Consider the following 21638-nt stretch of genomic DNA (forward strand, 5'->3'; position numbering starts at 1 on the left):
TTGCATCGAATTAAACCACATACTCCACCGCTTGTGCGGGCCCCCGTCAATTCCTTTGAGTTTCACACTTGCGTGCGTACTCCCCAGGCGGGATACTTAACGCGTTAGCTACGGCACGGCTCGGGTCGATACAAGCCACGCCTAGTATCCATCGTTTACAGCTAGGACTACTGGGGTATCTAATCCCATTCGCTCCCCTAGCTTTCGTCCCTCAGTGTCAGTTGCGGCCTAGCAGAGCGCCTTCGCCACCGGTGTTCTTCCTGATCTCTACGCATTTCACCGCTACACCAGGAATTCCCTCTGCCCCGAACGCACTCTAGCCGTGTAGTTTCCACTGCCTTTACGAAGTTGAGCTTCGCTCTTTGACAGCAGACTTACACAGCCACCTGCGGACGCTTTACGCCCAATCATTCCGGATAACGCTTGCATCCTCCGTATTACCGCGGCTGCTGGCACGGAGTTAGCCGATGCTGATTCCTCAGGTACCGTCATTGTGTTCTTCCCTGAGAAAAGAGGTTTACAACCCAAGAGCCTTCCTCCCTCACGCGGTATTGCTCCGTCAGGCTTTCGCCCATTGCGGAAAATTCCCCACTGCTGCCTCCCGTAGGAGTCTGGGCCGTGTCTCAGTCCCAGTGTGGCTGGTCATCCTCTCAGACCAGCTACCGATCGTCGCCTAGGTAGGCTCTTACCCCACCTACTAGCTAATCGGACGCGAGCTCATCTTCAGGCAGCAAGCCTTTCACCTCTCGGCACATCCGGTATTAGCCACCGTTTCCAGTGGTTGTCCCAGACCTGAAGCTAGATTCTCACGCGTTACTCACCCGTCCGCCACTAACTCCGAAGAGTTCGTTCGACTTGCATGTGTTAAGCATACCGCCAGCGTTCATCCTGAGCCAGGATCAAACTCTCCGTTTTGATGAATCGTTTGTAGCTCAATAGCTGCGCTTTTTTAACCTCAGCTTGGTTATCTTATTTACTTGACGCTGACCACTTGTTGTATAATGGCTTTCAAACTATAATATTTTCATGGTTCGGTGTCCTGGCGGCGTCGCTTTTTCGCTTCGCTCTCTCAGGCACTTATTCAATATAGCGAACCAATTTAAGAGTGTCAACCACTTCGACAACTTTTTTTTGGCCTTTTTTTCACCCCCGTGAAAAGCCTTAGATAGCAAGGGTTTTAGGCTATAGTATTCCTGGAAGCTGCTAACGAAGGAATAGGTTTGTGAAAAATTTTGGTGTCTTGCCGCCCTGGATAGTTTTAGATCCGCTGTTGCGTGGTTGGTTGTTAGAGGATATTGGACGGGGCGATCGCACTACAAACACCTTACTTGTAGAAAATGCCACAGCAGGAACAGCCAAGTGGATAGCGAAGGCTCCAGGAATAATTGCTGGCTTACCAGTTGCAGCTAAGGTGTTTCAGATTTTGAATGAAAATGTGAGTTTTACGGCTGTGACGGCTGAAGGCGCAAAATGTGAGCTGGGACAGATAGTCGCTGAAATTCATGGTTCGCTGGATGCGTTGCTGATGGGGGAACGAGTAGCGCTGAATTTAGCTATGCGCTTGAGTGGAATCGCCACGCTGACTAATATATATGTAGACAAAATTGCTGATTTGCCTGCTCGGTTGGTGGATACGCGCAAAACTACACCAGGGTTGAGACTGTTAGAAAAGTATGCGACTGCTGTGGGTGGGGCTATTAATCATCGTATGGGGTTGGATGATGCGGTGATGATTAAGGATAATCACATTGCGGCAGCTGGCGGAATTGCAGAAGCTATTAGACGCGTTCGTTCTCAGATTCCTTATCCTTTGACAATAGAAGTAGAGGCGGAAAGCCTAGAACAGGTGAAAGAAGCTTTGCAGCATCAAGCCGACATTATTATGTTGGACAATATGCGTTTGGATATGATGCGTGAGGCGGTGCAATTGATTCGTCAGCAGGATAGGCGGGTGAAAATTGAGGCTTCGGGAAATGTGACTCTGGAGACTATTCGCTCTGTTGCTGAGACGGGTGTAGATTATATTTCTAGCAGTGCGCCGATTACTCAGTCGAAGTGGTTGGATTTGAGTATGAAGATAGGTTGAGAACTCAACCTATGAATTGTACATCAAATATAATTGGATTTTTTCTCGCCATATAGAAATAAATATGCCAAATTGGCGGATAACCGCAATTATTAATTTTCCAATTGCTATTGTTGAAGATGCTCCTCCTGCACCAGGAAGTTTTTTTCCACAGAAAGTAAAACCTATCAGCCGGATTTCTCAGAAAATTTTTCAAGAGGTTAAAGGAATACCTATAAGCCTTGAACCTTGTTATAGTAATCAGTTTCCGCCTTGCCAAATGTGGGCATGAAATACTAAATTGCCCGATATGTGATATTTCTACATTAAGAGAGGTTAACGGGCATACCATACAAAAGTTTTTAATTGAGAAAAATAGTATCGACTCTAGATTAGCAAAAGAATTATGGAAGATGAGGCAGATGTTTCACGGCGCAAACCATCTCAGTATAAAAGCTACAAAGGAGTTACCAAAATTAACTGTAGCATTGAGATATGCGGCATTGCGATCGCTCAAAGAAGCTTTAGGTATGTTGGAGAATGATTTTCCTATAGTAACAACAGAGGTTCCTAGTATTAGTCCATGTATTTCAATGAAGGGAACACGTGAGATAACAGAGCAAGATTTTGAAACATAATAACTAGGTAATAGAGAAATTTAAACTACGATCTAAATAAGAATAGTGCGGGAAAAGCGATCGCCTTTCCTCCACCTCTAACAATCACCTGAGAATCATCGCAATGGTTACACAGCTAACATCTTCTACACCAAAAAGCATTATCTATCCTGATAGTGACGGACAACCGATGGCAGATAATACTAAGCAGTTTGAATTAATTGTGTGGATTAAAAATAATTTAGAACTGCTGTTCGCCAACGAGCCAAATGTATTTGTGGCTGGGGATTTGTTATGGTATCCGGTGGAAGATGATAACAAGCTGCGCCAAGCTCCTGATGTAATGGTAGTCTTTGGTAGGCCAAAAGGATACCGAGGTTCTTATAAACAGTGGCTTGAAGATAACATTGCTCCGCAGGTGGTGTTTGAAATTTGGTCGCCTGGAAATCGGATTTCTCAAATGGCGAAGAAATTCGAGTTTTATGAGCGCTACGGTGTGGAAGAATATTATTTGTACGAACCTGATGTAGTTGACTTGACAGGTTGGCAGCGTCGTAACTCTCGATTAGAGGTTATTGACCAAATGGTTGGTTGGGTGAGTCCTAGATTGGGCGTGCGTTTTGAGTTAAGCGAGGAAGAATTACAAATTTCTCGTCCTGATGGCGATCGCTTTCTTACTCATTTGGAACTCAACCAACAACTACAACAAGAAAAAGAACGAGCCGAACAAGCCGAGGCTCAGTTACAAGCTCTACATGCTTTACTAAAAGAGCGCGGAATTAATCCAGAGCAATTGTGAGGTAATTTTAATTACAGTGTAAAAAATAGCTAAGGTTACAAATCTATCCTCATAACCTGATTTTCACCTTAAGTAAGTGGTTTTTTAGAATCAAAGTAGGAGATAATTAATTTTCCCAAAACACAGGGTGAACTCCATTGGTTCAGCAACCAGAACTCCGGGAAACTTCGTCAATGCAATCAATCCAGCGTGTGCTGGTTAGTTTGAGTACTTACCGATGGACTTCGTTGGGAGCCTTGGTAAGCCTATTGCTGTTGACGATCGCCAACGCCGTTACTCCGCAACTATTTCGCTGGGGAATCGATCGCGGGATTAGCGAAAAAAACTTAGAAATTGTGCTAATGAGCGCTGGCTGGATGGTAGTCGCAGCGATCGCTCGTGGTTTATTTAACTTTGGGCAAAGCTATTTAGCAGAGGCGGCCTCTCAAGGTGTAGCTTACGATCTGCGAAACAAAATTTTCAGCAAAATTCAAAATCTCAGTTTCAGCTATCACGACCAAGCGCAGACTTCCCAACTGTTAACTCGCGTTACCAGCGACATTGAGCAAATCCGTGCATTTGTTGGTACTAGCCTGATTCAGGTCGTTGGTGGAGTTGTAACATTGGTGAGTATTGCAGTGGTTTTGCTGCTGATGAACTGGAAATTGGCACTGATTACTCTGACAGTAGTACCTTTAACCGCATGGTTAATGGCGCGATTCGTCACTCAGAATAACAAGCTGTTTCGACAAGTACAAGAGCAACTAAGCGACCTGAACGCTGTATTACAAGAGAACTTAATCGGAATACGGGTAGTGAAAGCGTTTGTACGAGAGTCCACGGAAAGGTCGCGTTACACGACCTTGAATGATGGACTGGTCAAGGCAAATATGAAGACCATTAGTGCTATTCGCAATACTTTTCCATTTATCTTTTTGTTGAGTAATTTAGTCACACTGGCAGTTTTCGCCTATGGGGGAGCGGAGGTAGTTGAAAATAGATTCTCCATAGGCGAACTAGTAGCGTTTAACTCTTACTTAGCGTTGATTCTACAACCAATTTTGGTGATTGGATTTGCTGCACCAGCGATCGCTCAATCAGCTGCTTCAGCCGAACGAGTTTATGAAGTTGTGGACGCAGAGATAGAAATTCGCGATCGCCCTGATGCCATCCCTTTTGACACCTGCGGGGGTAGAATCACCTTTGAAAATGTTTCCTTTCGCTATCCGGGAGCAAGTATAGAAACTCTCAAAGAAGTTTCCTTTGAAACCAAGCCCAACGAACTAATCGCTGTTTTGGGCATGACTGGTTCCGGAAAAAGCACAATTATGAACTTAATTCCCCGTTTTTATGATGTCACAAAGGGAGCGATTCGCATCGACGGACGCGATGTCCGAGATTTTAACCTCAAAAGCCTTAGATCTCGTATCGGTATTGTCTTCCAAGAAACCACTCTTTTCTCTGGGACAATTCGTGAAAATATTAGCTATGCAAAACCGAATGCAACCTTAGAAGAAGTGATTGAGGTGGCAAAAAGCGCACAAATACACGATTTTATTATTAGTTTGCCCGATGGCTACGAGACGATAGTTGGAGAACGTGGTGTAGGGTTGTCTGGCGGACAAAAACAACGAATTGCGATCGCCCGTACCTTACTCACTGATTACAGTATTTTGATTTTGGACGATAGTACCTCTGCCGTAGATGCCAGAACTGCTGCCCAAATTCAAGCCGAGTTAGATGGTTTCATGCGCCAAAAAGCTTGCACAACCTTTGTAGTGGCTCAACGTATCAGCACTGTCAAGAATGCCGATCGCATTTTTGTTATGGATAAAGGGCGATTAGTAGCACAAGGTACTCACGAAGAATTGATGCAAACTAGCCCGCTTTATGGTGTAATTTTGGAATCTCAGGTACAGCAAAAGGAGAACAAATGAGAACTACATCTGCCGTTGTTGTATCCGAGGAACAAGCTAGCAAACAAACCTCCACCTTAGGGCGCTTTTTGCAATACCTAAAACCCTATCGTAAAGAGATTCCCATTGCGATCGGATTGGTTTTCATTGGTGCAGTGACCCAGGCAATTGGGCCATTTTTTCTCGGCTGGTCGATTGATAACCTCATTGCTAAAGGAAATTTGCAGGGACTATTGCTGTTATTGGGCCTACTAGCACTGAATTACGGAGTTGGTATCTTAGCAATCCGGGGTCAAGTTATTCGAGTCGGCTGGATTATGCAGCGATTGTTGGCTCAACTAAGGCAAGACATTTTCATTAAAATCCAAAGTTTACCCCTGAGCTTTTTTGACCGTAGCGAAGCGGGTGACTTAATGAGCCGATTGTTGAATGATGTCAATACTGTAAATCAGGCATTTGGGCTGACAATCGCGCAAATGCTGGGTAATACTTTCAGTTTAATTGGCATTGTGATTGCAATGCTCTCAATTAATCTGCAACTTGGCTTGTTGAGCAACCTAGTAGTGCCATTGATGATTTTTACTACAGGCTTGTTTGCACGTTGGGCAAGAGCCAAATTTCGTGTGACGCGACAAACCATTGGGGAACTTTCCGCTAAGTTGGAAGAAGATATTGGTAGTGTGCGAGAAGCACAGGCATTTAATCGCGTACACCTCAACATTGCAGAATTCGAGATTCTCAACGCCGCCAACCGAGATGCTAACGTCCAGGCTGTGGCAATTACTTCGGCCTTTTTGCCCTCGATTGACTTTCTCAACACCTTAGCAACCGCAGGTGTGTTGGCTTATGGTGGTTATCTGGCGGTGACGGGAGCGGCAACGGTAGGTGTAGTGACATCTTTTTTACTTTATGTGCAGCAGTTTTTCCGCCCCATCCAAATTCTCAGCCAGTTTTACACCCAAGCTCAATCTGCATTCGCTGGATTAGAGCGAATTTTTCTGTTATTAGATGAACCATCACAACTCAAAGATGCGCCTGATGCTAAGGAAATGCCACCAATTCAGGGCGAAGTAAGATTTGAGAATGTCAAGTTTGGCTACAATCCCGACCAACTCGTTCTCAAAGGGATAAATTTACACGCTTATCCAGGGCAGATGATTGCGTTAGTAGGGGCGACGGGTTCGGGAAAAAGTACAATTATCAACTTGATTTTGCGCTTCTACGATGTGTCTGGTGGTGCAGTTAAAATTGATGATATTGATGTACGTAGTGTTACCCAAGCAAGTCTGCGGCGTCAAATTGGCATCGTCCTGCAAGACAATATTCTCTTCAGCGGTACTGTTGCCGAAAATATTGCCTTTGGCTGCCCCTATGCTACCCAAGCTGATATCGAAGGAGCTGCACAGGCGGCGAATGTCCATGAATTTATTACCTCATTACCACAGGGCTATACAACTCAATTGGGTGAAAAAGGCGCTCCCTTGAGTCAGGGACAACGACAACTGATCGCTATTGCTCGTGCGGTATTAATTAATCCTCGAATTCTGATACTAGATGAAGCCACCAGCAGCATTGATACCCGTACAGAAGCGTTAGTGCAAAGTGCGATCGCCCGCTTGCTGCAAGGTCGTACAAGTTTCGTAATTGCCCATCGTCTCAGTACAGTTACTCAGGCAGATAAAGTGTTAGTGATTCAACAAGGACAAATTGTAGAGCAAGGTACTCACACAGAACTTATCCATAAACAAGGTGTTTATGCGAACCTTTATGCCTTGCAATTGGGTGCAGCAGACACCGTAAAAGGAATTGAGGAAGATGCGGCGATGCAGAGAATAGCTAATAATTAATTATGAAAGTTACGCTTTATATTGCAACTAGTTTGGATGGTTATATTGCTCGCAGCAATGGAGGAATTGATTGGTTATCAATTGTTGAGGCTCAAGAAGAAGACTATGGTTATGCTACTTTCTACGATTCAATTGATGCTATTGTTTTGGGTAGCAAGACGTATGAATTAGGGCTGAGTTTTGACCAATGGCCTTATCCAGATAAGAAATCTTTCGTTTTCACCCAAAGGGATCTCAAATGCGATCGCGAGGACGTTGTATTTGTCTTTGACACAGTAAAACATGCATTAGAAAATATCAAGACAGAAGGCTTTAAAAATATCTGGTTAGTTGGTGGAGGAGCATTAATTAATTCCTTTCTTACCCACAGCTTGATTGATGAATATATTATTTCGATTATTCCAATTATTTTAGGTGACGGTATACGGCTTTTCCCACCACCTACTCCTGAAGAAAAATTGGAGTTTATTAATTCAAAACAATATCCAAGTGGATTAATTCAATTACGTTATAGACGAAAACAAAGCGTTTATAATTCATAATTCATAATTTATAGTAAATTGATTGCCATCAGAGCAATCCAACTCTTTTGAACTAGGAATTACGAATTACTTAGCTTGCTTCTCACGCCTTGGCGAGTATTACGAATTAGTTAAAGAAGCTTGTCAATGGCGTTGGTGAATTGTTCGTAAGGAGAAACTCCCACAATAGTTTCTGCTAAAACACCATCTTTAAAAATTAAAACTGCTGGAATGCTGCGAAGACCAAATTTTTTGAAGAGTGGTTTGTTGCTGTCAACGTCTACCTTAACGACTTTAGCACGACCTTTGTATTCCTGGGCAAGTTGCTCAATTAGTGGACTAATCAGCCGACAGGGGCCACACCAAGTAGCAGTAAAGTCAACAACAACAACTTGCTCTTCACTTCCATTTAAAACAACATCAAACTCGCTTTCTTGAACGTAAACAACTGTGTGAGTATCAGTAGACATGTTTTAAGTCTCCAATTTAAAACTAAAATTTCATTACAAAGCTGACTATACAAACTATACTTTGTTATGTCTATTAGATTCATAAAATTTTTAAATTGGTAAATCACCACAGAGCGTTATTCCTACTGTCGATCTTGGCTAGGCTAACGGAAAATTGTAGATGCCAGAGGGCTATATTTTTTACTGCATTTGTTTAAGGCTTGGATAGTCAGGAGGTACTGAAAAAAATAAAGCAACCAAGTAATAAGTAATGTTTATGACTACTATTGCTTTTTCCTTGCTGATTATAATGTATATAATTACACATAAAAATTTGGGAAATTAGCTTCTAGCGATCGCTCTTTTTTCATAGTTGTGTTGTAGATATACTGTTAGTAAAGCGAGCTATGCTTGGGTTGACCTTCGTTAATGCATCCCATCTACTTATGTAATTAAATACTTTACATTATAACTTCAGGGTTTTTCCTGAGTAGATAGTCTTTTTTGGATCTGTATCGAATCAATCTTGAGAATAGGTTTATTTGAAGACAGTTGTCTCTCTCTGAGAAATTGAATTTCTCTTTCAAAAGCATTATTTCCTTGTCTAAAAAAGTCTTGAGAGCTAGATTGAACTAAGTCACGAGATAGATTTTGAGCTTGTCTTGGAGTCAGAGTAGGAATAGCTTGTTGAGCTTTTGCAGAAGTTTCCGCAGCTAGGAAAAAGGCTGCTGAAAAAATTAAACCTTTTAATTTTATACAACGAATGAAATTGAGTTTGAACATAATTAAAACATTCCATATTGTTTTCGTCTGATAATAAGTAAGATATAGCGATCGCCTGACCAATTACCTCCTACAAATGGGTTAATTTATTTGCATGAGTTCGATTGATAAATGGATGTTGTGTTAAAGAATTTACATTGGGTATTCGATATTCAATTTACATGACATCGGTGGCTAAAATGCCCACGAACAAAGGCTTAATCAAAATTCAATATGTAAAATTGATGTTTTTTAGCTCGATCGAAGGGTGGCTTCCTGCATGGTAATCCAATAATTATGTTGGTTTGTTGAGTTGCGCTGGGGTGAACCTAGCCTAGTTTCTTTAGGTACAGCATTCGAGATTTTTGGTGCGTTGCGACTACGGGCTATTTTAAAATAAAAAATTAGACTGAAATATAGGTTGTGTTGAGGAATCAAACCCAAAAATTCTGAATTGCCAATTATGCTATATATTGACTCAGTTCCCCTTGCTCAGTTAGGGTTGAGAAGAATTGATTATATTTTGTGTTTGATAGTTACATCTTTACTAAGTGGAGTTTCGATCGTGTCTAATGATGCAATCATTGAAACTGAATTAATAGAAAACGAAGTTGATAAGCAACACAAGCCTCGGCAAATTCTTGCTATGCAAGAATTAAGTGTTTTGAATCCCCGCTACAACTGGAAGGGGCTGGTTCAATTGGCTGGACATCTAGCTGTTATGGGATGCAGCGGTTACATGTGGGGAATGAATTTTGGCAATTGGTTGTTAGCAATACCAGCACTGACAATTTACGGCTTTAGTGTAGCTTCGATGTTTGCACCTTTGCATGAATGCGCTCACAGAACTGCTTTTGCTAACAATCGATTGAATGAAATTGTAGCTTGGTGTGCGGGTTTGCTTTCATTTTACAACAGCACATTTTTTCTCTATTACCACAACCGACATCACCGCTATACTCGCGTTCCTGACAAAGATCCAGAACTGAACGAGCCTAAGCCAAGCGATTTAGGTCAATACTTTTTAATAATTAGTGGTTTACCTTGGTGGTTAGGTAAAATTAGCGGACATTTTCGGGCTGCACTTGGTCAACTTGATGATTATCCATTTTTAACTCAAACAGCACGATCTGAAATTATTCGTTCCACTCGCTGGCAATTAGCTGTTTATGCAGGGGCGATCGCTATCTCCATTGCAGCCGATCAGCCTTGGTTTTTCCTATATTGGCTGCTACCGTTGCTTGTCGGTCAACCAATTCTGCGTTTTATTCTGCTGGCAGAACACACAGGTTGTACTCTTGATGCCAATCTGCTGACGAATACTCGTACAACGCTGACGCTGTTTCCTGTACGATTTTTGATGTGGAATATGCCATTTCATGCAGAACATCATTTGTACCCATCAATTCCATTTCACGCTTTACCTACAGCTCATCAACAGTTGAGTTCGCACTTCACACACATTGAACCGGGCTATATAAAAGTTAACCGGGATATTGTCAGTCAAGCAATTTTAGATTTGAAATTTTAGATTTTGGTAAAAGTTTGAGCTAGGAAGTGCCAATTAATTAATTTGAAACCCAGTGGAAATTGTAAATTATGAATTATGAATTCAGAATTATGAATTAGCATGACCAAGTATTTTCGCCCCAATGTTGATGCAATGGCTAGCTATGTTCCTGGCGAGCAGCCTCAACGTGGGACGCAGATTATTAAACTCAACAGTAATGAGAACCCCTATCCTCCCTCACCTGCGGCATTAAGTGTGCTACAAAATATCGATGGAGAGTGGTTGCGACGGTATCCAGAACCTTTCGGGGGGGAATTTCGCCAAGCTGCTAGTGAAGTGTTAGGAGTTCCCAGCGATTGGATAATTGTCGGAAATGGCAGCGATGAATTGTTAAGCGTAGTGATTCGAGCCTGTGCAGAACCGGGACGCAAAGTAGTTTATCCAATGCCGACTTACGTGCTGTATCGCACGTTAGCTCAAATGCAGGATGCGGATATTGCTGAGATACCATACGGCGAAGATTACAGCTTACCGCTTGAAGAATTGATTGCTGTCAATGGCTCTGTAACATTTATTGCCTCGCCTAATAGTCCGTCGGGGCATTTGGTAGCAATGGATGACTTGCGAGAACTAGCTAGCCAGTTATCTGGAGTTTTAGTGATTGATGAAGCTTATGTGGATTTTACTGAAGAGAATGCATTGGCTTTAGTCAAAGAATATGAAAATGCGATCGTGATTCGGACACTTTCTAAAGGCTACTCGTTAGCTGGATTACGACTAGGATTTGGGGTAGCCAATCCTAAGCTGTTGCATGGATTATTTAAAGTCAAAGATAGCTATAACATTGATGCGATCGCCTGTGCAATTGGCACTGCTGCAATTACTGACCAAGCTTATAAAAATGCTTGTGTGGCAAAAATTAAAGCATCGCGAACTAAGGTAGCAGCAGATTTAAAACAATTAGGTTTTCGTATTTGGGATTCACAAACTAACTTTTTACTGACACAACCTCCAGCAGGAAACGCCGAATATCTTTATCAAAAACTCAAGGAACAAGGAATTTTAATCCGTTACTTCAAGCAGCCAGGACTAGAGGATAAATTACGCATCACTGTTGGGACTGATGAACAAAATCAGGCTTTAGTGGAGGCACTAATTTATTTGTTAGAAACGGTATGAGTGCGTAGGCGCAGCCCGTCGTAGACATCGCTTGACTCAAACAAAAAGGCGATCGCAAGTGCGATCGCCTTTTCCTCTAAGAACTGATCTCTGCACTGACTTCTTTGAAGAAGCCTGTGGTTCTGGTGTATTTGTTCATCGCCTCAGGCAATAGGGGATTGCTGGCGATCGGCAATTGTTAAACTCTTCTGGCTGAATAGTTATAGATATCTTTACCACCTGATGGTCTTGTTCTTACCCAGGTAACAGTCCAATCACCTTCCGCCCTCTCAGTAGGGTTAACCTCGTATCTTGCATTTCCCCATGTTGCTGGAAACCCTCCGGAAATAGTTTCAGCTTGACTAGGAGAAAGTTCGTCAACGTCAACATAAGAAAACTTAGTAATCATTTTGAGCGCTCCTTTGTTAGGAATGTATTAAATGTCTCAAAAGACAGAAGAGATTAACTCAAATTCCTCAAAATTTGGTTGCTCTTGAATTAGCTAAATAACTCTTCTTGTCTTTTTGTAACTGCTCTAGGTTTTCTGATATCTAAGCCCTCTTCTAAAAAACAGAAATGTTTCTTTACATTCATTCTTTGAGAATGTATAGATGCAAAGCGGCTTGTCGTCGAACATCGCTTTCCTCGAACACTTCTGTAACTTTTAGAAAATAACAAACGAATACAGACTCTGGAGCTTTGAATTATCCGAGGTTTGAGGCTTTGTTTTCTAATATCAATTAAAATTTTCAGCCAAAAAGCGAAACACAAAGCTTCAGAATGTTTTTAGGAATTTGGTTCTCCCACTGTGAGAGAAGAAGGCTAAGATGAACTACTACTATCACCAAGAACGAAGATTTGAGCCACAGGTATTTACAGGAAAACGTAGCTCTACCATCTACTATTACATTAGAGATAAGCCAACTAACAAACATAAAACAAACTACTCCCTTCTGTATAAAGAAATGAAAAAATTTCTCTTACCTACAAAGGGAGAGGTGTTAAGTGTAATTTGGTTGACTTACCGATCATTATTGGGGAATTACAAGCGGAATAGATAGTCTATTTATTCGATTTTTGAGATTGTTTTGGCCTCCTCCATCGTTGCCATCTCCAGAACCGTCTTCAGGAGATTCTTGGCCTCCAGATAAAAGCTGCTGTTCTTCTGTGGTTAACTCCACAAGTAAATCCAATGTACTGATTTGCTTTGACATAATTAATTACCTCACTTACTTGATAAGGTGATTATCACCTTCACTTGAATATAAGGAACTTTTGTCTTCAGTTCATAAGTCAAAAGGTGGAACTAGGTTCTATCTTTGTTCTACCTTTTGATATTTTCAACAAAAAAGCTTTAACAAAAAATAGTGATTTACAAGACAAAGATTGAGTGATTAGTTGAATACAACGTGAGTTCGATGGCTCATATCCTAAGCTCAATCAAAAGACCTCTAAGAGGTTTTACTACGTAAAACTGTACCTCTCCGAGTCGGAGAGCGGCAGACTTGAACTTTAGTTCAAAAACAGGAGAGATTCGTCGAATTCACGTTAATACAATGAAGGCGATCGCACTCTCAAAGGATGTTTGGAAAGTCAGTAGGCCGAAAACTTTTGCGATGTCTTCTTTATGAGAGGCTTCTCTTTCAGAGACGCTAACCCGTAGCTTGTTTCCCCGTAGCAGGGTGGTTTCATACAAGAACGGTATTGGGAGTGGGGGAGGATGAGGGAGATGGGAGAAACTTTGCTCAACAGTCAACACTCAAGGCTTCGACTCGCAAGAGCCTTGACCCTGAGCAAGTTGTACCGACTTGTGCTGAGCGAAGTCGAGGTAAGCCGAAGAATCAACACTCAACACTTCCCATTCCCTATGCCCAGTTCGTTACTACAACAATTTTGAACTTACTTTCACCAGACAAATCGTAGTCTAAAGAGCCGTAATGTTGCAAAGACCACTCCTGCAAATCTTGAATTGCACGGGCAAAGATATCATCGGGGATGTGCCAAGTATGGCGATAAATTTTGTTTTTATGAGCATCAATCAATTTACTTACAGTTAGTTCAGATTGCCATTTTGCTGCCACAACTGTTTCTAAATTTGCTCCTTGTTCGCGCAACTCAGCTAAAACCTCTTCTTCTGTTGCACCATAGCGCGGTAAAGGGTAACCGTAGCCAGCAATGATGTCTTGCCAACGTTGCTGAAAATCAAATCTACCCTGATTCACATCTTCACTAAGTTTGCTGTAATTCATATTACCGTGGGTGTAAAGATAAATTCCTCCCGGTTTAAGGACGCGGCGAATTTCTGCTAGTGCTTGCTTCCAAGTAGAAACCAAGTGAAATACATGAATTGTCAACGCCACATCAAAAGAGTTGTCAGCAAATGGTAGAGAAGTTGCATCACCCTTGATTGCTGTTAATTTATGAGATACTCCTTCTAGTTTTTGGTGCAACTCAGCCAGCATCTTTTCTGAGATATCTACACCAGTGTAAGAATAACCTCTTTTGGCTATTGGCACGGCAATTCTACCAGTACCAATTCCAGTTTCAAAAAACTTAGTTTCTTCTGTGGCTGAAACTAGATCTAAAATAGCGTCAGTAACTTGTTCAGAAACTGCTGGTGGTAGTCCTCGTGTGGCGTCGTAGATATCAGAAACTCGGTCAAACGAAATTGTAGCAGTCATCTATTTTTCTCCTTGGTTGATGGTTTGATTGGCAAATCTAAGCCAAATTTTTAATTAATATGCAATTTACCAAGCTTTCTTAAAGCTAAAAATAATGAACTAATATGAAATGCTTGTATAAGAATTCCGTTATCAATATCTTGAATTAATTTTTCTAAAGGCAGCAGAACTACATCAATTTGTTCGGTAATATCTAACTTTAAATCAGCTACAAGTTCCACATCTGTTGCCAAAAAACAATAAATGAGATTATTGTGAGTTGCTGAATTGGGTGATATTATACCTGTCTCAATAAAATTGTTGCTAGTGTATCCTGATTCTTCTAATAATTCCCGTTGTGCTGCTTCAAGTGGAGAGTCATCCTGTGCATCCATTGAACCGCCTGGTAATTCTAAAACTGTTTTTTGTACACCATGACGATATTGTTTGACTAAAACAACTTCTTGGCTTTTGGTTATTGCAACAACATTTACCCATGTTGAGTATTCCAGAACATAAAAAGGCTCAACTACTCGTCCGTCAGGCATTTGACAAGTATCGGCTCGCAAGTTTAGCCATTTATCTTGCACTAAATATTTAGAACTTAATAGAGTCCAATCAAGTGAATCCATATTAATTAATGTTAGGGTTATTGCTTGTTAAAGTAATTATTTCTAATGAATTTAACTCAGGTAAAGGTAGCACGATCGCCATTGGCTGTTCAAGCTGTCGCCAAAACGGAAATGGTTCTTGACCAGTACAATCAGCAATAAATAGAGTCATCACAGTCCCGTGGGAGACAATCATCACATCGCCATCTGGGGTTTTGGCAAGAATATTTTTTATAGCTTGTTGGAAACGTTGAAAAGCTCTGGTTGCTGTTTCTAATCCCATGACTAGTTTATCTGGTGTGGCGAAAAATGCTTCTAAAGTTTCAGAAAACTTTTTTTCCTCTACGAAACCAAAATTGCTCCGGTCATGCTCATTTAAACCTGCAAAAATTTCAACTGGTTTGTTAAATTTTTGGGCAATAATCTGGGCTGTTTCTATAGCTTTTGGTTCAGTACTAGCAGCTATGATTTCAGGCTGGAAATCTGCTAATTTATCAGCTAATAAATGACAGCGTTGTTGCCCTTCTGCTGACAAAGGCCACTCTTTAGCAGGTACATCTAGTATTTTTTCTGGAAGCGAATGTCTAACTAAAATTAGTCTTTGCACGCTCTTTTTTCAAATAACTTTCGTTTGTAATTCAATAAATGCGTGTTGCTAGAATCACTGCATGTCTGGCAGTGACTCTAATTTCTGTAGCAATTATATGGGGATCTTTCAACCAAAATTCGCGTACTGGATCTGTGCGTCCTTGCCACTCTGGTGGCCAGTATTCTTCTGGTGTAAGGTCATCCAGTATAATTAAACCTCCAACCTTTAAAGCATTTATTAATATCTGAGGTTCAACAACTTTTGCGTTTCCGCCATCAGCAAATAACAAATCAAAAGGAGCATAGTCAAGTAAATCATGCCAATCGCCTTGAAGTATGCGGACATTAGACTTATGTGCAAATAACTGTTGCACAAGTGTGGCGCGATCGCCATCGCTCTCTATGGTGATAAATGTAGTATCTGGGTGTAATCCACTCACAATCCAAGCAGCACCAACTCCGCAGCCAGTACCAATTTCAGCAATTTGACCCTGTGTGATGTGGTTGGTGAGGACTTGCAACAAACGGCCAACTTCTGGAAGCGAGGATTGGGAAAATTCGAGTTGTGCAGCCAGCACTTGAGCCTGTTGTACTAATGGTGGAATAGAAGCGATCGCACTATAACTCATCATTACTCCTTCACTAAAACTTCCCGTAACGTCACAGCTAAATCCTGCAATGCACGTTCCCCATCTCCGACAAACGTTGTCCCGTGCATTGTTGCTAGGGTACGGGGTTTGAGTGCGGCTAATTCTTTGATAATGCGATCGGTATGTGTTGTGTATGGTATGTAATTAGGAAAAGGGCTTACTTCATAATTAACTATTGTTTGACGAAAACGCCCAATCACATCAGATTCAGTTATTGGCTCTAAATCTCCAAATTGGTGAAATAGATCTGAGCAAAATAGTGTTTTATTGGTAGTTTCAAAGAATAATCCAGCATCCCAACCGTGAGGAACTTGTGGTGTGTGGTAAAACTGAAAACTATATTTACCAGTGTTTAAAACTTCAGCGTGTTGCATACTTTTGGATGGACGAATGGCAAAATCATCTATGCTCACAAAGCTTGCTAAAGGACTACAAACTGTCTGAGCATTTGGCGCAATAGCCAGCCATTCATTAAGAGAACCACATTCATCTGCTTCAAAATGACTAAAACTAATCCAGCGAATTTGTGATGGCTCAAGAATTTTTTCCACTGCATCACGTACTAGTGGAAACATCTTTTTAAGACCAGTATGAAACAATAATGGTTCTTCGTCCTTGACTAAAAACTGGATAAATTGCAGGTCTATGTTTGGGTCATAGGTTGAGATGCGATAGATATCTGGGGCGATTTCAGTAATAGTTGTCATAATTTTAAAATTTACACAGGTAACAAAGAAACGTGTGCTGAAACTACTTTCCATCCTTCAGTAAATCTATACCAAGTCTGGCTTTGTCGTCCGAAACGCTCAACACCATCGATAATGCGGCGAAACTCTAAAGTGACGGCGCATCCCAAAATAAGCTATCCATGACTTCTAAATTGTTATTAGAAAGCGCTTCCTCATATTGAAGATATAAATCAGTCACTTCAGCTACAATGCCAGGGTCATTTACTGTGGTCATTGTTGTTACCAACTTTTGCTTGTAAGACTAATTATGAACTTTTTGACGAACCAAATCACGGAAGCTAGAAACTTGTTGCATAAATAAAAATGACCCAACAACACAAACACTAGCAGCCAGAATGACACTATTAGCAGCACCAATATAACTTGCCAATGCGCCGCCAATGAGATTGCCTATAGGTACTGCACCTGTTGAGGTCATGACGTAAAGTCCTGTAATTTGACCGCGATTTTCATCGGTAACTAACGATTGCAGCAAAGTGCGTCCGGTAATTATCTGCAAAATAAATCCGAAACCAGCCGCCAACAGGGAAAGCAAGGAAAGCCATAACACACGAGATAAGGCAAAAATAATCAAACTCAACCCTAAAAAACCTATTCCGAATGCCAAGACTTTCCCCAATTGAGATACATTTTTCTGCTTACTTAAGTAGATACCACCAACCAAAGTTCCCAAACTGGAAGCTGTCATTAAGAAACCGAAGGTATTAGATCCGCCTTGTAAAATTTCCTTAGCAAAAATAGGCCCCAACGCCAGATAAAATCCCCAAACACAACAAACTAGAAATGAACCAATCAACACAGTTCGGATTGGTAAAAATCCGATCGCATACTTGAAACTAGCTTTTAATTCTTCTAAAGGTTTGCGTTGAGAAGCGATCGCCCCTTTAGGAGCAAGCCGAATCGCCAATAGAGCAATAATTACAGCAATGTAACTAATGCTATCGATGAGAAAACAAAGTCCTGCTCCCAGCACTGCAATCAATATACCTGCGATCGCCGGCCCAAGCATAGTAGTAACACTCACAAGAGATGAGTAAACAGCGAAGGCATTACCGAGATTTTCCTTACCCACCGTTTCTGGTACAAAAGCTTGGCGAGTCGGAATATCAAAGGCATTAATCGCCCCTAACAGTACACCCAGAAATGCAATCTGCCAAACGTTAATACTACCGCTTAAAGCCAGCCACGCTAAAGCCAAAGACCGAAGCATTCCTAGAATTTGGGCAACCAAAAGAATTTGCTGACGATTCCAGCGATCGGCGACAATACCACCTAGAGGAATTAAAACAAGTGTAGGAATTTGGCTAGCAAAGCCCACCAAACCCAGCAACCAAGCAGAATCCGTAAGGCGATATACCAGCCAACTAGTAGCCACCTGTGTCATCGACGTACCAATCAGAGAAATTGCTTGACCTATGTAGAACAGGCGAAAATTTCTCGAATGAAAAGCAACAAGCATAGGATTAGGGATTGGAAGAGGACGCGGTGAGGGAAGAAGATGATGGAGAGACAAGTTTTGCCCTCATCTTCCCCACTTGCTAGCTAGTAACAAAAAAGTAAATGGTCATGCTGAAGGCAACAACTAAAACAAATTTCCGAATTAATTGGGGTTCAAGTTTACGCGCGTAGTGAGCGCTTAAAAAACCACCTAAAGAACCACCCACTGCCATTAAAATTGCTTGATGCCAAGCAATTACACCTGCAAAAATAAAGGGAATAATTGCAATTCCATTGATACAGCTGCCTAAAAATGTCTTAAAGGCATTCATTGTATGAATACTTTTGATGCCTAAAAATGATAAAGTTGCCAGCATTAAGATTCCTAGACCTGCTCCAAAGAAACCGCCATAAATTGCGATCGCTAACTGAGCCAACACTAAATTAAATAAAGGTATAGACTCCGGTGATGATTTTTGACTTTGAAGTTGCAACCAATTTCTGAGATAATCACCAAAGGTAAATACTAATGTTGCCAGAAGTAATAAATAAGGAATCAGCTTTTTAAACACATCTGAAGATGTGTATAATAAAGCCACAGAGCCAATGGTTCCGCCAATCAGACTGATACCACATAAAAGCAAGAAAACTTCTCGTTTAATGCCTAAATCTTTACGGTAGGCTCCGGCACTGGCTAAAGATGCTACCCAAATCGCAGTATTATTTGTAGCATTAGCCGCGATCGGCGGCACACCTGTGAATATCAGTGCTGGAAAAGTAATAAAGCTTCCGCCGCCTGCTACAGCATTCAGCCCGCCTGCAATAAAAGCGGTACTGAACAAAAGTAAGCTATGAATAAATGTTAAAGATGGCGGCATTCTTTTGAGTGATAAATTAAGAATTACGAATTATAAGTTTAGGAATATTTTCTGGGCAATGAGCTATAAAATCAGCACCATGAGTTTTTAATTCCTCCTCAGTTCCATAGCCATAGGTGACACCAATTGCGGTAATATTATTGCGCTTGGCTCCGATTATGTCGTGCTTGCGATCGCCAATCATCACCACACTAGAAGGCGAAAGCTTTTCTGTCAGTAAAATATGAGAAATTAAGTCAGCTTTTGCGCTTCTAGTACCATCCAATTCGCTACCATAAACACCATCAAAAAGTAATGATAAAGAAAAATGTTCAATAATACGCCTGGCGTAAATATGTGGTTTAGAAGTAGCAACAAAGGTCTTATATCCAGCAAGCTTAATTGCTTTTAAAGTTTCTATAATCAGTGGATAAAGGGAATTTTCAAATAATCCAATAGTGGAAAAGCGACTTCGATAAATTGAAAGCGCCTTCTCAACTAACCCATTATCTGAAGTCTTAAGTAACTGCGAAAAACTATCTTTGATTGGAGGCCCAATACACCAAAGCAATTCCTCAGCCTCTGGTGATATATAACCGAGTTCAGATAAAGCATACTGAATACAGCGAGTGATACCAGGCTTAGGATCTGTCAATGTTCCATCTAAATCGAAAAGAATAGTATCAACAATCATATTTGCTGGGCAAACCTCTGCGTAACTCTGCGTTTTACTCTGCGCCTTCTGCGTTGAAAAACAAAAGTTTATATACCTCAATTAACTTTTTATAATCCCCAATCCTTAGTTCTCATTTCTCCCAATTTTGAGCGATTTAAAAAAGCTCTCTCCACTAAGTAAAGCAATCCCAAAAGTTACAATAACAATACCGATAATTTGAGTCAAATTTAAAGTTTCGCTAATAATTCCCCAAGCAACGATCGCCGTTAATGCTGGACTGCTAGAACCAATTATTGATGCGGTAGTTGCACCAATCATCCGAATTCCCAAATTATTGAAAGTGTGACCGATAAAACTAACTAAACCAGAAAAAATACTACCAATCCACAAAGGTGTCCAGTCAAGTTGAGCAGTAGAAACTGGCCAGAACAATAAGCTAATACCAGATAGTATTAGGGTAGAAGCAAAGCTAATCCAAGTAAAGGGAACCGGATGGAATTTTTCCAAACATTTTTGGGCAATAACGTTGTAAAAAGCATAAACAACCCCAGCACTAACACTCGCTAAAATCCCAACTACAATGCCATGATTGCTGTGGCTACCAGAAGATTTGGGAATAACAAGAACGCAGCCCACTAAAATAATTCCCATCACCAACCAACGGAAAAGTGTAGGGCGTTGACCAAAAAACTTCCAGGATAGCAATGCTGTAAACACGGGATAGATGAAGAAAAGGGTCGTAGCAATTCCGGTGGTAATTAAGCCAATAGCAACGTAGAGTAAGGCAATGTAGACAAACATTAATACTCCACAGCTAAACGCTTGAATCAGAACATTCCGATGTTGGCGATCGAACAACTCTCGTAACTCTATAAAAGCAGATGGATACAGCTTGAATCCCAGAGATGCCATGAGTGGAACTACGAGTAGCATTCGCATGAACATCAGCAAAAATGAATTTTGCAAATCCGGTTTAACGTATCCACCAAGTAAATATAAATTGAGTACGAGATGTTCTGAAAACAAAACCCGCACAGTAATGTTGTGAAACGCCAAAACAAAGGAAGATAAAAGAACTGTCAGGATGCCTAACACGCAAAAAATGTTTTTTGAAACCCGATTGTATTGTTGAAACCACTGGACTGACAGACCAAACGAAATTTGAGTTTTTAAGACTCTGGTTTCGTCGCTTGTAAGGACGGCCGCCCAGAAAATTCATCATACCATTGAGCAAGTTTGGGATAGTTCTGTCTCCATTGCAATTCGGGCAGGCGAATTTCCAATCCAAGTGCAGAGGCGAGGGTGATATGAGCCAGTTTTGGAGTTTGGTCGAGTTTTTCGGAAATCTTCTCGAAGTAGTCTAGAATTCGCAAAGCACGCGATCGCTCTAACTCAATTATCTTTGGCGATTGCTCGCTTTCGGCACGGAATAGTCGCTCCCGTGCCCAAGTACTAATACCATCGATAAATGCAGTTGCGATTCCTTCAAGCTGCTGTGAAAATCCGTCAGAATCATCAGCAACAACTTTGATTTCCGGATTTAAGCGATTCAAATAACTGACGATGATTCGCGTTTCGCTCAAGATGAATCCGTCATCAGTGGCTAGAGTTGGCACTTTACCTGTCGGGTTGTAATTGAGTAATTCGCTATTGGGATCGCGCACTGTAACTTCTTGCAGTTCCACGCGATCGCTTAAATTTAGCTCAATAATTGCAACCCTCGCTATACGGGCGTATTGAGATTTTGGTGTGTAAAAAAGTTTCATAACAAACTGCCATATCCCCAA

Annotated in this window: 24 protein-coding genes, 1 rRNA gene and 1 pseudogene (1 of these 26 cut by a window edge); 10 read left to right on the plus strand and 16 right to left on the minus strand. The window is 41.2% G+C overall.

The genetic code is table 11. The features are described from left to right. Positions 1-915: ribosomal RNA gene (locus tag NSTC745_RS30520) — 16S ribosomal RNA — on the minus strand; it reaches 574 nt to the left of the window's first position. A 307-nt stretch (positions 916-1222) separates the two neighbouring features. Here NSTC745_RS30520 and nadC point away from each other — a divergent pair. The 7 genes from nadC (at position 1223) to NSTC745_RS30555 (ending at position 7765) form a co-directional block, all read left to right on the plus strand. Beyond that, a complete protein-coding gene (gene nadC / locus NSTC745_RS30525; RefSeq protein WP_445634344.1) occupies positions 1223-2086 on the plus strand; it encodes a carboxylating nicotinate-nucleotide diphosphorylase in 864 nt (287 codons plus the stop codon). A gap of 64 nt (positions 2087-2150) precedes the next feature. Then, on the plus strand, positions 2151-2357 hold the full coding sequence (locus tag NSTC745_RS30530; protein ID WP_445634345.1) for a hypothetical protein: 207 nt from the start codon (positions 2151-2153) through the stop codon (positions 2355-2357). 130 nt (positions 2358-2487) lie between these two features. After that, a complete protein-coding gene (locus NSTC745_RS30535) occupies positions 2488-2703 on the plus strand; it encodes a hypothetical protein (RefSeq protein ID WP_445634346.1) in 216 nt (71 codons plus the stop codon). 103 nt (positions 2704-2806) lie between these two features. Further along, the gene (locus tag NSTC745_RS30540) at positions 2807-3481 is read left to right on the plus strand and encodes a Uma2 family endonuclease (protein WP_445634347.1); all 675 of its coding nucleotides are present in this window, start codon (positions 2807-2809) and stop codon (positions 3479-3481) included. A 173-nt stretch (positions 3482-3654) separates the two neighbouring features. Next, entirely contained in the window at positions 3655-5397 is a 1743-nt protein-coding gene (locus tag NSTC745_RS30545; RefSeq protein ID WP_445634348.1) for an ABC transporter ATP-binding protein, read from the plus strand. Then, positions 5394-7223 carry an ABC transporter ATP-binding protein gene (locus NSTC745_RS30550; protein ID WP_445634349.1) on the plus strand — a complete coding sequence of 610 codons (1830 nt, stop codon included), beginning with the start codon at positions 5394-5396 and terminating at the stop codon, positions 7221-7223. The genes NSTC745_RS30545 and NSTC745_RS30550 overlap by 4 nt, the downstream gene beginning before the upstream one ends. A gap of 2 nt (positions 7224-7225) precedes the next feature. Continuing rightward, the gene (locus NSTC745_RS30555) at positions 7226-7765 is read left to right on the plus strand and encodes a dihydrofolate reductase family protein (RefSeq protein ID WP_445634350.1); all 540 of its coding nucleotides are present in this window, start codon (positions 7226-7228) and stop codon (positions 7763-7765) included. Positions 7766-7875: 110 nt separating this feature from the next. Here the strand turns inward: NSTC745_RS30555 and trxA are convergent, their stop codons facing one another. Both trxA and NSTC745_RS30565 read right to left on the minus strand, forming a co-directional pair. Continuing rightward, the gene (gene trxA, locus NSTC745_RS30560; RefSeq protein ID WP_445634351.1) at positions 7876-8214 is read right to left on the minus strand and encodes a thioredoxin; all 339 of its coding nucleotides are present in this window, start codon (positions 8212-8214) and stop codon (positions 7876-7878) included. Between the two features lie 453 nt (positions 8215-8667). Beyond that, on the minus strand, positions 8668-8976 hold the full coding sequence (locus tag NSTC745_RS30565) for a hypothetical protein (RefSeq protein ID WP_445634352.1): 309 nt from the start codon (positions 8974-8976) through the stop codon (positions 8668-8670). A gap of 544 nt (positions 8977-9520) precedes the next feature. On the opposite strand from NSTC745_RS30565, the gene NSTC745_RS30570 reads away from it, so the two are divergent. From NSTC745_RS30570 to NSTC745_RS30580, 3 genes are all read left to right on the plus strand, one after another. After that, positions 9521-10486 (plus strand): fatty acid desaturase, encoded by a 966-nt coding sequence (locus NSTC745_RS30570; protein WP_445634353.1) that lies wholly within the window; start codon positions 9521-9523, stop codon positions 10484-10486. A 99-nt stretch (positions 10487-10585) separates the two neighbouring features. Beyond that, entirely contained in the window at positions 10586-11644 is a 1059-nt protein-coding gene (gene hisC, locus NSTC745_RS30575) for a histidinol-phosphate transaminase (protein ID WP_445634354.1), read from the plus strand. A gap of 31 nt (positions 11645-11675) precedes the next feature. Beyond that, positions 11676-11798, plus strand: a complete 123-nt coding sequence (locus tag NSTC745_RS30580; protein ID WP_445634355.1) for a hypothetical protein — start codon at positions 11676-11678, stop codon at positions 11796-11798. Between the two features lie 24 nt (positions 11799-11822). On the opposite strand, the gene NSTC745_RS30585 is transcribed toward NSTC745_RS30580, so the two are convergent. The 13 genes and pseudogenes from NSTC745_RS30585 to NSTC745_RS30645 form a co-directional block, all read right to left on the minus strand. Then, positions 11823-12032 (minus strand): hypothetical protein, encoded by a 210-nt coding sequence (locus tag NSTC745_RS30585; RefSeq protein ID WP_445634356.1) that lies wholly within the window; start codon positions 12030-12032, stop codon positions 11823-11825. Between the two features lie 622 nt (positions 12033-12654). Further along, positions 12655-12837: a hypothetical protein gene (locus NSTC745_RS30590; RefSeq protein ID WP_445634357.1), complete on the minus strand. Its 183-nt coding sequence runs from the start codon at positions 12835-12837 to the stop codon at positions 12655-12657. A 651-nt stretch (positions 12838-13488) separates the two neighbouring features. Next, the gene (locus NSTC745_RS30595; protein WP_445634358.1) at positions 13489-14304 is read right to left on the minus strand and encodes a class I SAM-dependent methyltransferase; all 816 of its coding nucleotides are present in this window, start codon (positions 14302-14304) and stop codon (positions 13489-13491) included. Between the two features lie 50 nt (positions 14305-14354). Beyond that, positions 14355-14915, minus strand: coding sequence for an NUDIX hydrolase (locus NSTC745_RS30600; RefSeq protein ID WP_445634359.1), 561 nt, complete (start codon positions 14913-14915; stop codon positions 14355-14357). A gap of 1 nt (position 14916) precedes the next feature. Beyond that, positions 14917-15501, minus strand: coding sequence for a histidine phosphatase family protein (locus NSTC745_RS30605; RefSeq protein WP_445634360.1), 585 nt, complete (start codon positions 15499-15501; stop codon positions 14917-14919). 31 nt (positions 15502-15532) lie between these two features. Beyond that, a complete protein-coding gene (locus NSTC745_RS30610; RefSeq protein WP_445634361.1) occupies positions 15533-16114 on the minus strand; it encodes an O-methyltransferase in 582 nt (193 codons plus the stop codon). Next, complete coding sequence (locus NSTC745_RS30615; RefSeq protein WP_445634362.1) at positions 16114-16839, minus strand: hypothetical protein; 726 nt, start codon at positions 16837-16839, stop codon at positions 16114-16116. The genes NSTC745_RS30610 and NSTC745_RS30615 overlap by 1 nt, the downstream gene beginning before the upstream one ends. An 11-nt stretch (positions 16840-16850) precedes the next feature. Beyond that, positions 16851-17095, minus strand: a pseudogene (locus NSTC745_RS30620) (AtzH-like domain-containing protein). 27 nt (positions 17096-17122) lie between these two features. Further along, a complete protein-coding gene (locus tag NSTC745_RS30625; RefSeq protein ID WP_445634363.1) occupies positions 17123-18340 on the minus strand; it encodes an MFS transporter in 1218 nt (405 codons plus the stop codon). 79 nt (positions 18341-18419) lie between these two features. Beyond that, a complete protein-coding gene (locus tag NSTC745_RS30630; protein WP_445634364.1) occupies positions 18420-19196 on the minus strand; it encodes a sulfite exporter TauE/SafE family protein in 777 nt (258 codons plus the stop codon). A gap of 16 nt (positions 19197-19212) precedes the next feature. Then, the gene (locus NSTC745_RS30635) at positions 19213-19869 is read right to left on the minus strand and encodes an HAD family hydrolase (protein WP_445634365.1); all 657 of its coding nucleotides are present in this window, start codon (positions 19867-19869) and stop codon (positions 19213-19215) included. 105 nt (positions 19870-19974) lie between these two features. Continuing rightward, a complete protein-coding gene (locus NSTC745_RS30640; protein WP_445634366.1) occupies positions 19975-20946 on the minus strand; it encodes a DMT family transporter in 972 nt (323 codons plus the stop codon). A gap of 74 nt (positions 20947-21020) precedes the next feature. Then, positions 21021-21617 (minus strand): glutathione S-transferase family protein, encoded by a 597-nt coding sequence (locus NSTC745_RS30645; RefSeq protein WP_445634367.1) that lies wholly within the window; start codon positions 21615-21617, stop codon positions 21021-21023. Positions 21618-21638: the final 21 nt, after the last annotated feature.

This window comes from Nostoc sp. DSM 114161, from assembly GCF_052692665.1.

What these genes read in the sequence shown, in the direction of transcription:
- hisC (WP_445634354.1), top strand. Translation starts at nt 10,586, where the DNA reads ATGACCAAGTATTTTCGCCCCAATGTTGATGCAATGGCTAGCTATGTT.
- NSTC745_RS30585 (WP_445634356.1), bottom strand. Translation starts at nt 12,032, where the DNA reads ATGATTACTAAGTTTTCTTATGTTGACGTTGACGAACTTTCTCCTAGT.
- NSTC745_RS30545 (WP_445634348.1), top strand. Translation starts at nt 3,655, where the DNA reads ATGCAATCAATCCAGCGTGTGCTGGTTAGTTTGAGTACTTACCGATGG.
- NSTC745_RS30635 (WP_445634365.1), bottom strand. Translation starts at nt 19,869, where the DNA reads ATGATTGTTGATACTATTCTTTTCGATTTAGATGGAACATTGACAGAT.
- NSTC745_RS30565 (WP_445634352.1), bottom strand. Translation starts at nt 8,976, where the DNA reads ATGTTCAAACTCAATTTCATTCGTTGTATAAAATTAAAAGGTTTAATT.
- NSTC745_RS30540 (WP_445634347.1), top strand. Translation starts at nt 2,807, where the DNA reads ATGGTTACACAGCTAACATCTTCTACACCAAAAAGCATTATCTATCCT.
- NSTC745_RS30530 (WP_445634345.1), top strand. Translation starts at nt 2,151, where the DNA reads ATGCCAAATTGGCGGATAACCGCAATTATTAATTTTCCAATTGCTATT.
- trxA (WP_445634351.1), bottom strand. Translation starts at nt 8,214, where the DNA reads ATGTCTACTGATACTCACACAGTTGTTTACGTTCAAGAAAGCGAGTTT.
- NSTC745_RS30600 (WP_445634359.1), bottom strand. Translation starts at nt 14,915, where the DNA reads ATGGATTCACTTGATTGGACTCTATTAAGTTCTAAATATTTAGTGCAA.
- NSTC745_RS30615 (WP_445634362.1), bottom strand. Translation starts at nt 16,839, where the DNA reads ATGACAACTATTACTGAAATCGCCCCAGATATCTATCGCATCTCAACC.
- NSTC745_RS30630 (WP_445634364.1), bottom strand. Translation starts at nt 19,196, where the DNA reads ATGCCGCCATCTTTAACATTTATTCATAGCTTACTTTTGTTCAGTACC.
- NSTC745_RS30610 (WP_445634361.1), bottom strand. Translation starts at nt 16,114, where the DNA reads ATGATGAGTTATAGTGCGATCGCTTCTATTCCACCATTAGTACAACAG.
- NSTC745_RS30550 (WP_445634349.1), top strand. Translation starts at nt 5,394, where the DNA reads ATGAGAACTACATCTGCCGTTGTTGTATCCGAGGAACAAGCTAGCAAA.
- NSTC745_RS30535 (WP_445634346.1), top strand. Translation starts at nt 2,488, where the DNA reads ATGTTTCACGGCGCAAACCATCTCAGTATAAAAGCTACAAAGGAGTTA.
- NSTC745_RS30645 (WP_445634367.1), bottom strand. Translation starts at nt 21,617, where the DNA reads ATGAAACTTTTTTACACACCAAAATCTCAATACGCCCGTATAGCGAGG.
- NSTC745_RS30595 (WP_445634358.1), bottom strand. Translation starts at nt 14,304, where the DNA reads ATGACTGCTACAATTTCGTTTGACCGAGTTTCTGATATCTACGACGCC.
- NSTC745_RS30625 (WP_445634363.1), bottom strand. Translation starts at nt 18,340, where the DNA reads ATGCTTGTTGCTTTTCATTCGAGAAATTTTCGCCTGTTCTACATAGGT.
- NSTC745_RS30590 (WP_445634357.1), bottom strand. Translation starts at nt 12,837, where the DNA reads ATGTCAAAGCAAATCAGTACATTGGATTTACTTGTGGAGTTAACCACA.
- NSTC745_RS30555 (WP_445634350.1), top strand. Translation starts at nt 7,226, where the DNA reads ATGAAAGTTACGCTTTATATTGCAACTAGTTTGGATGGTTATATTGCT.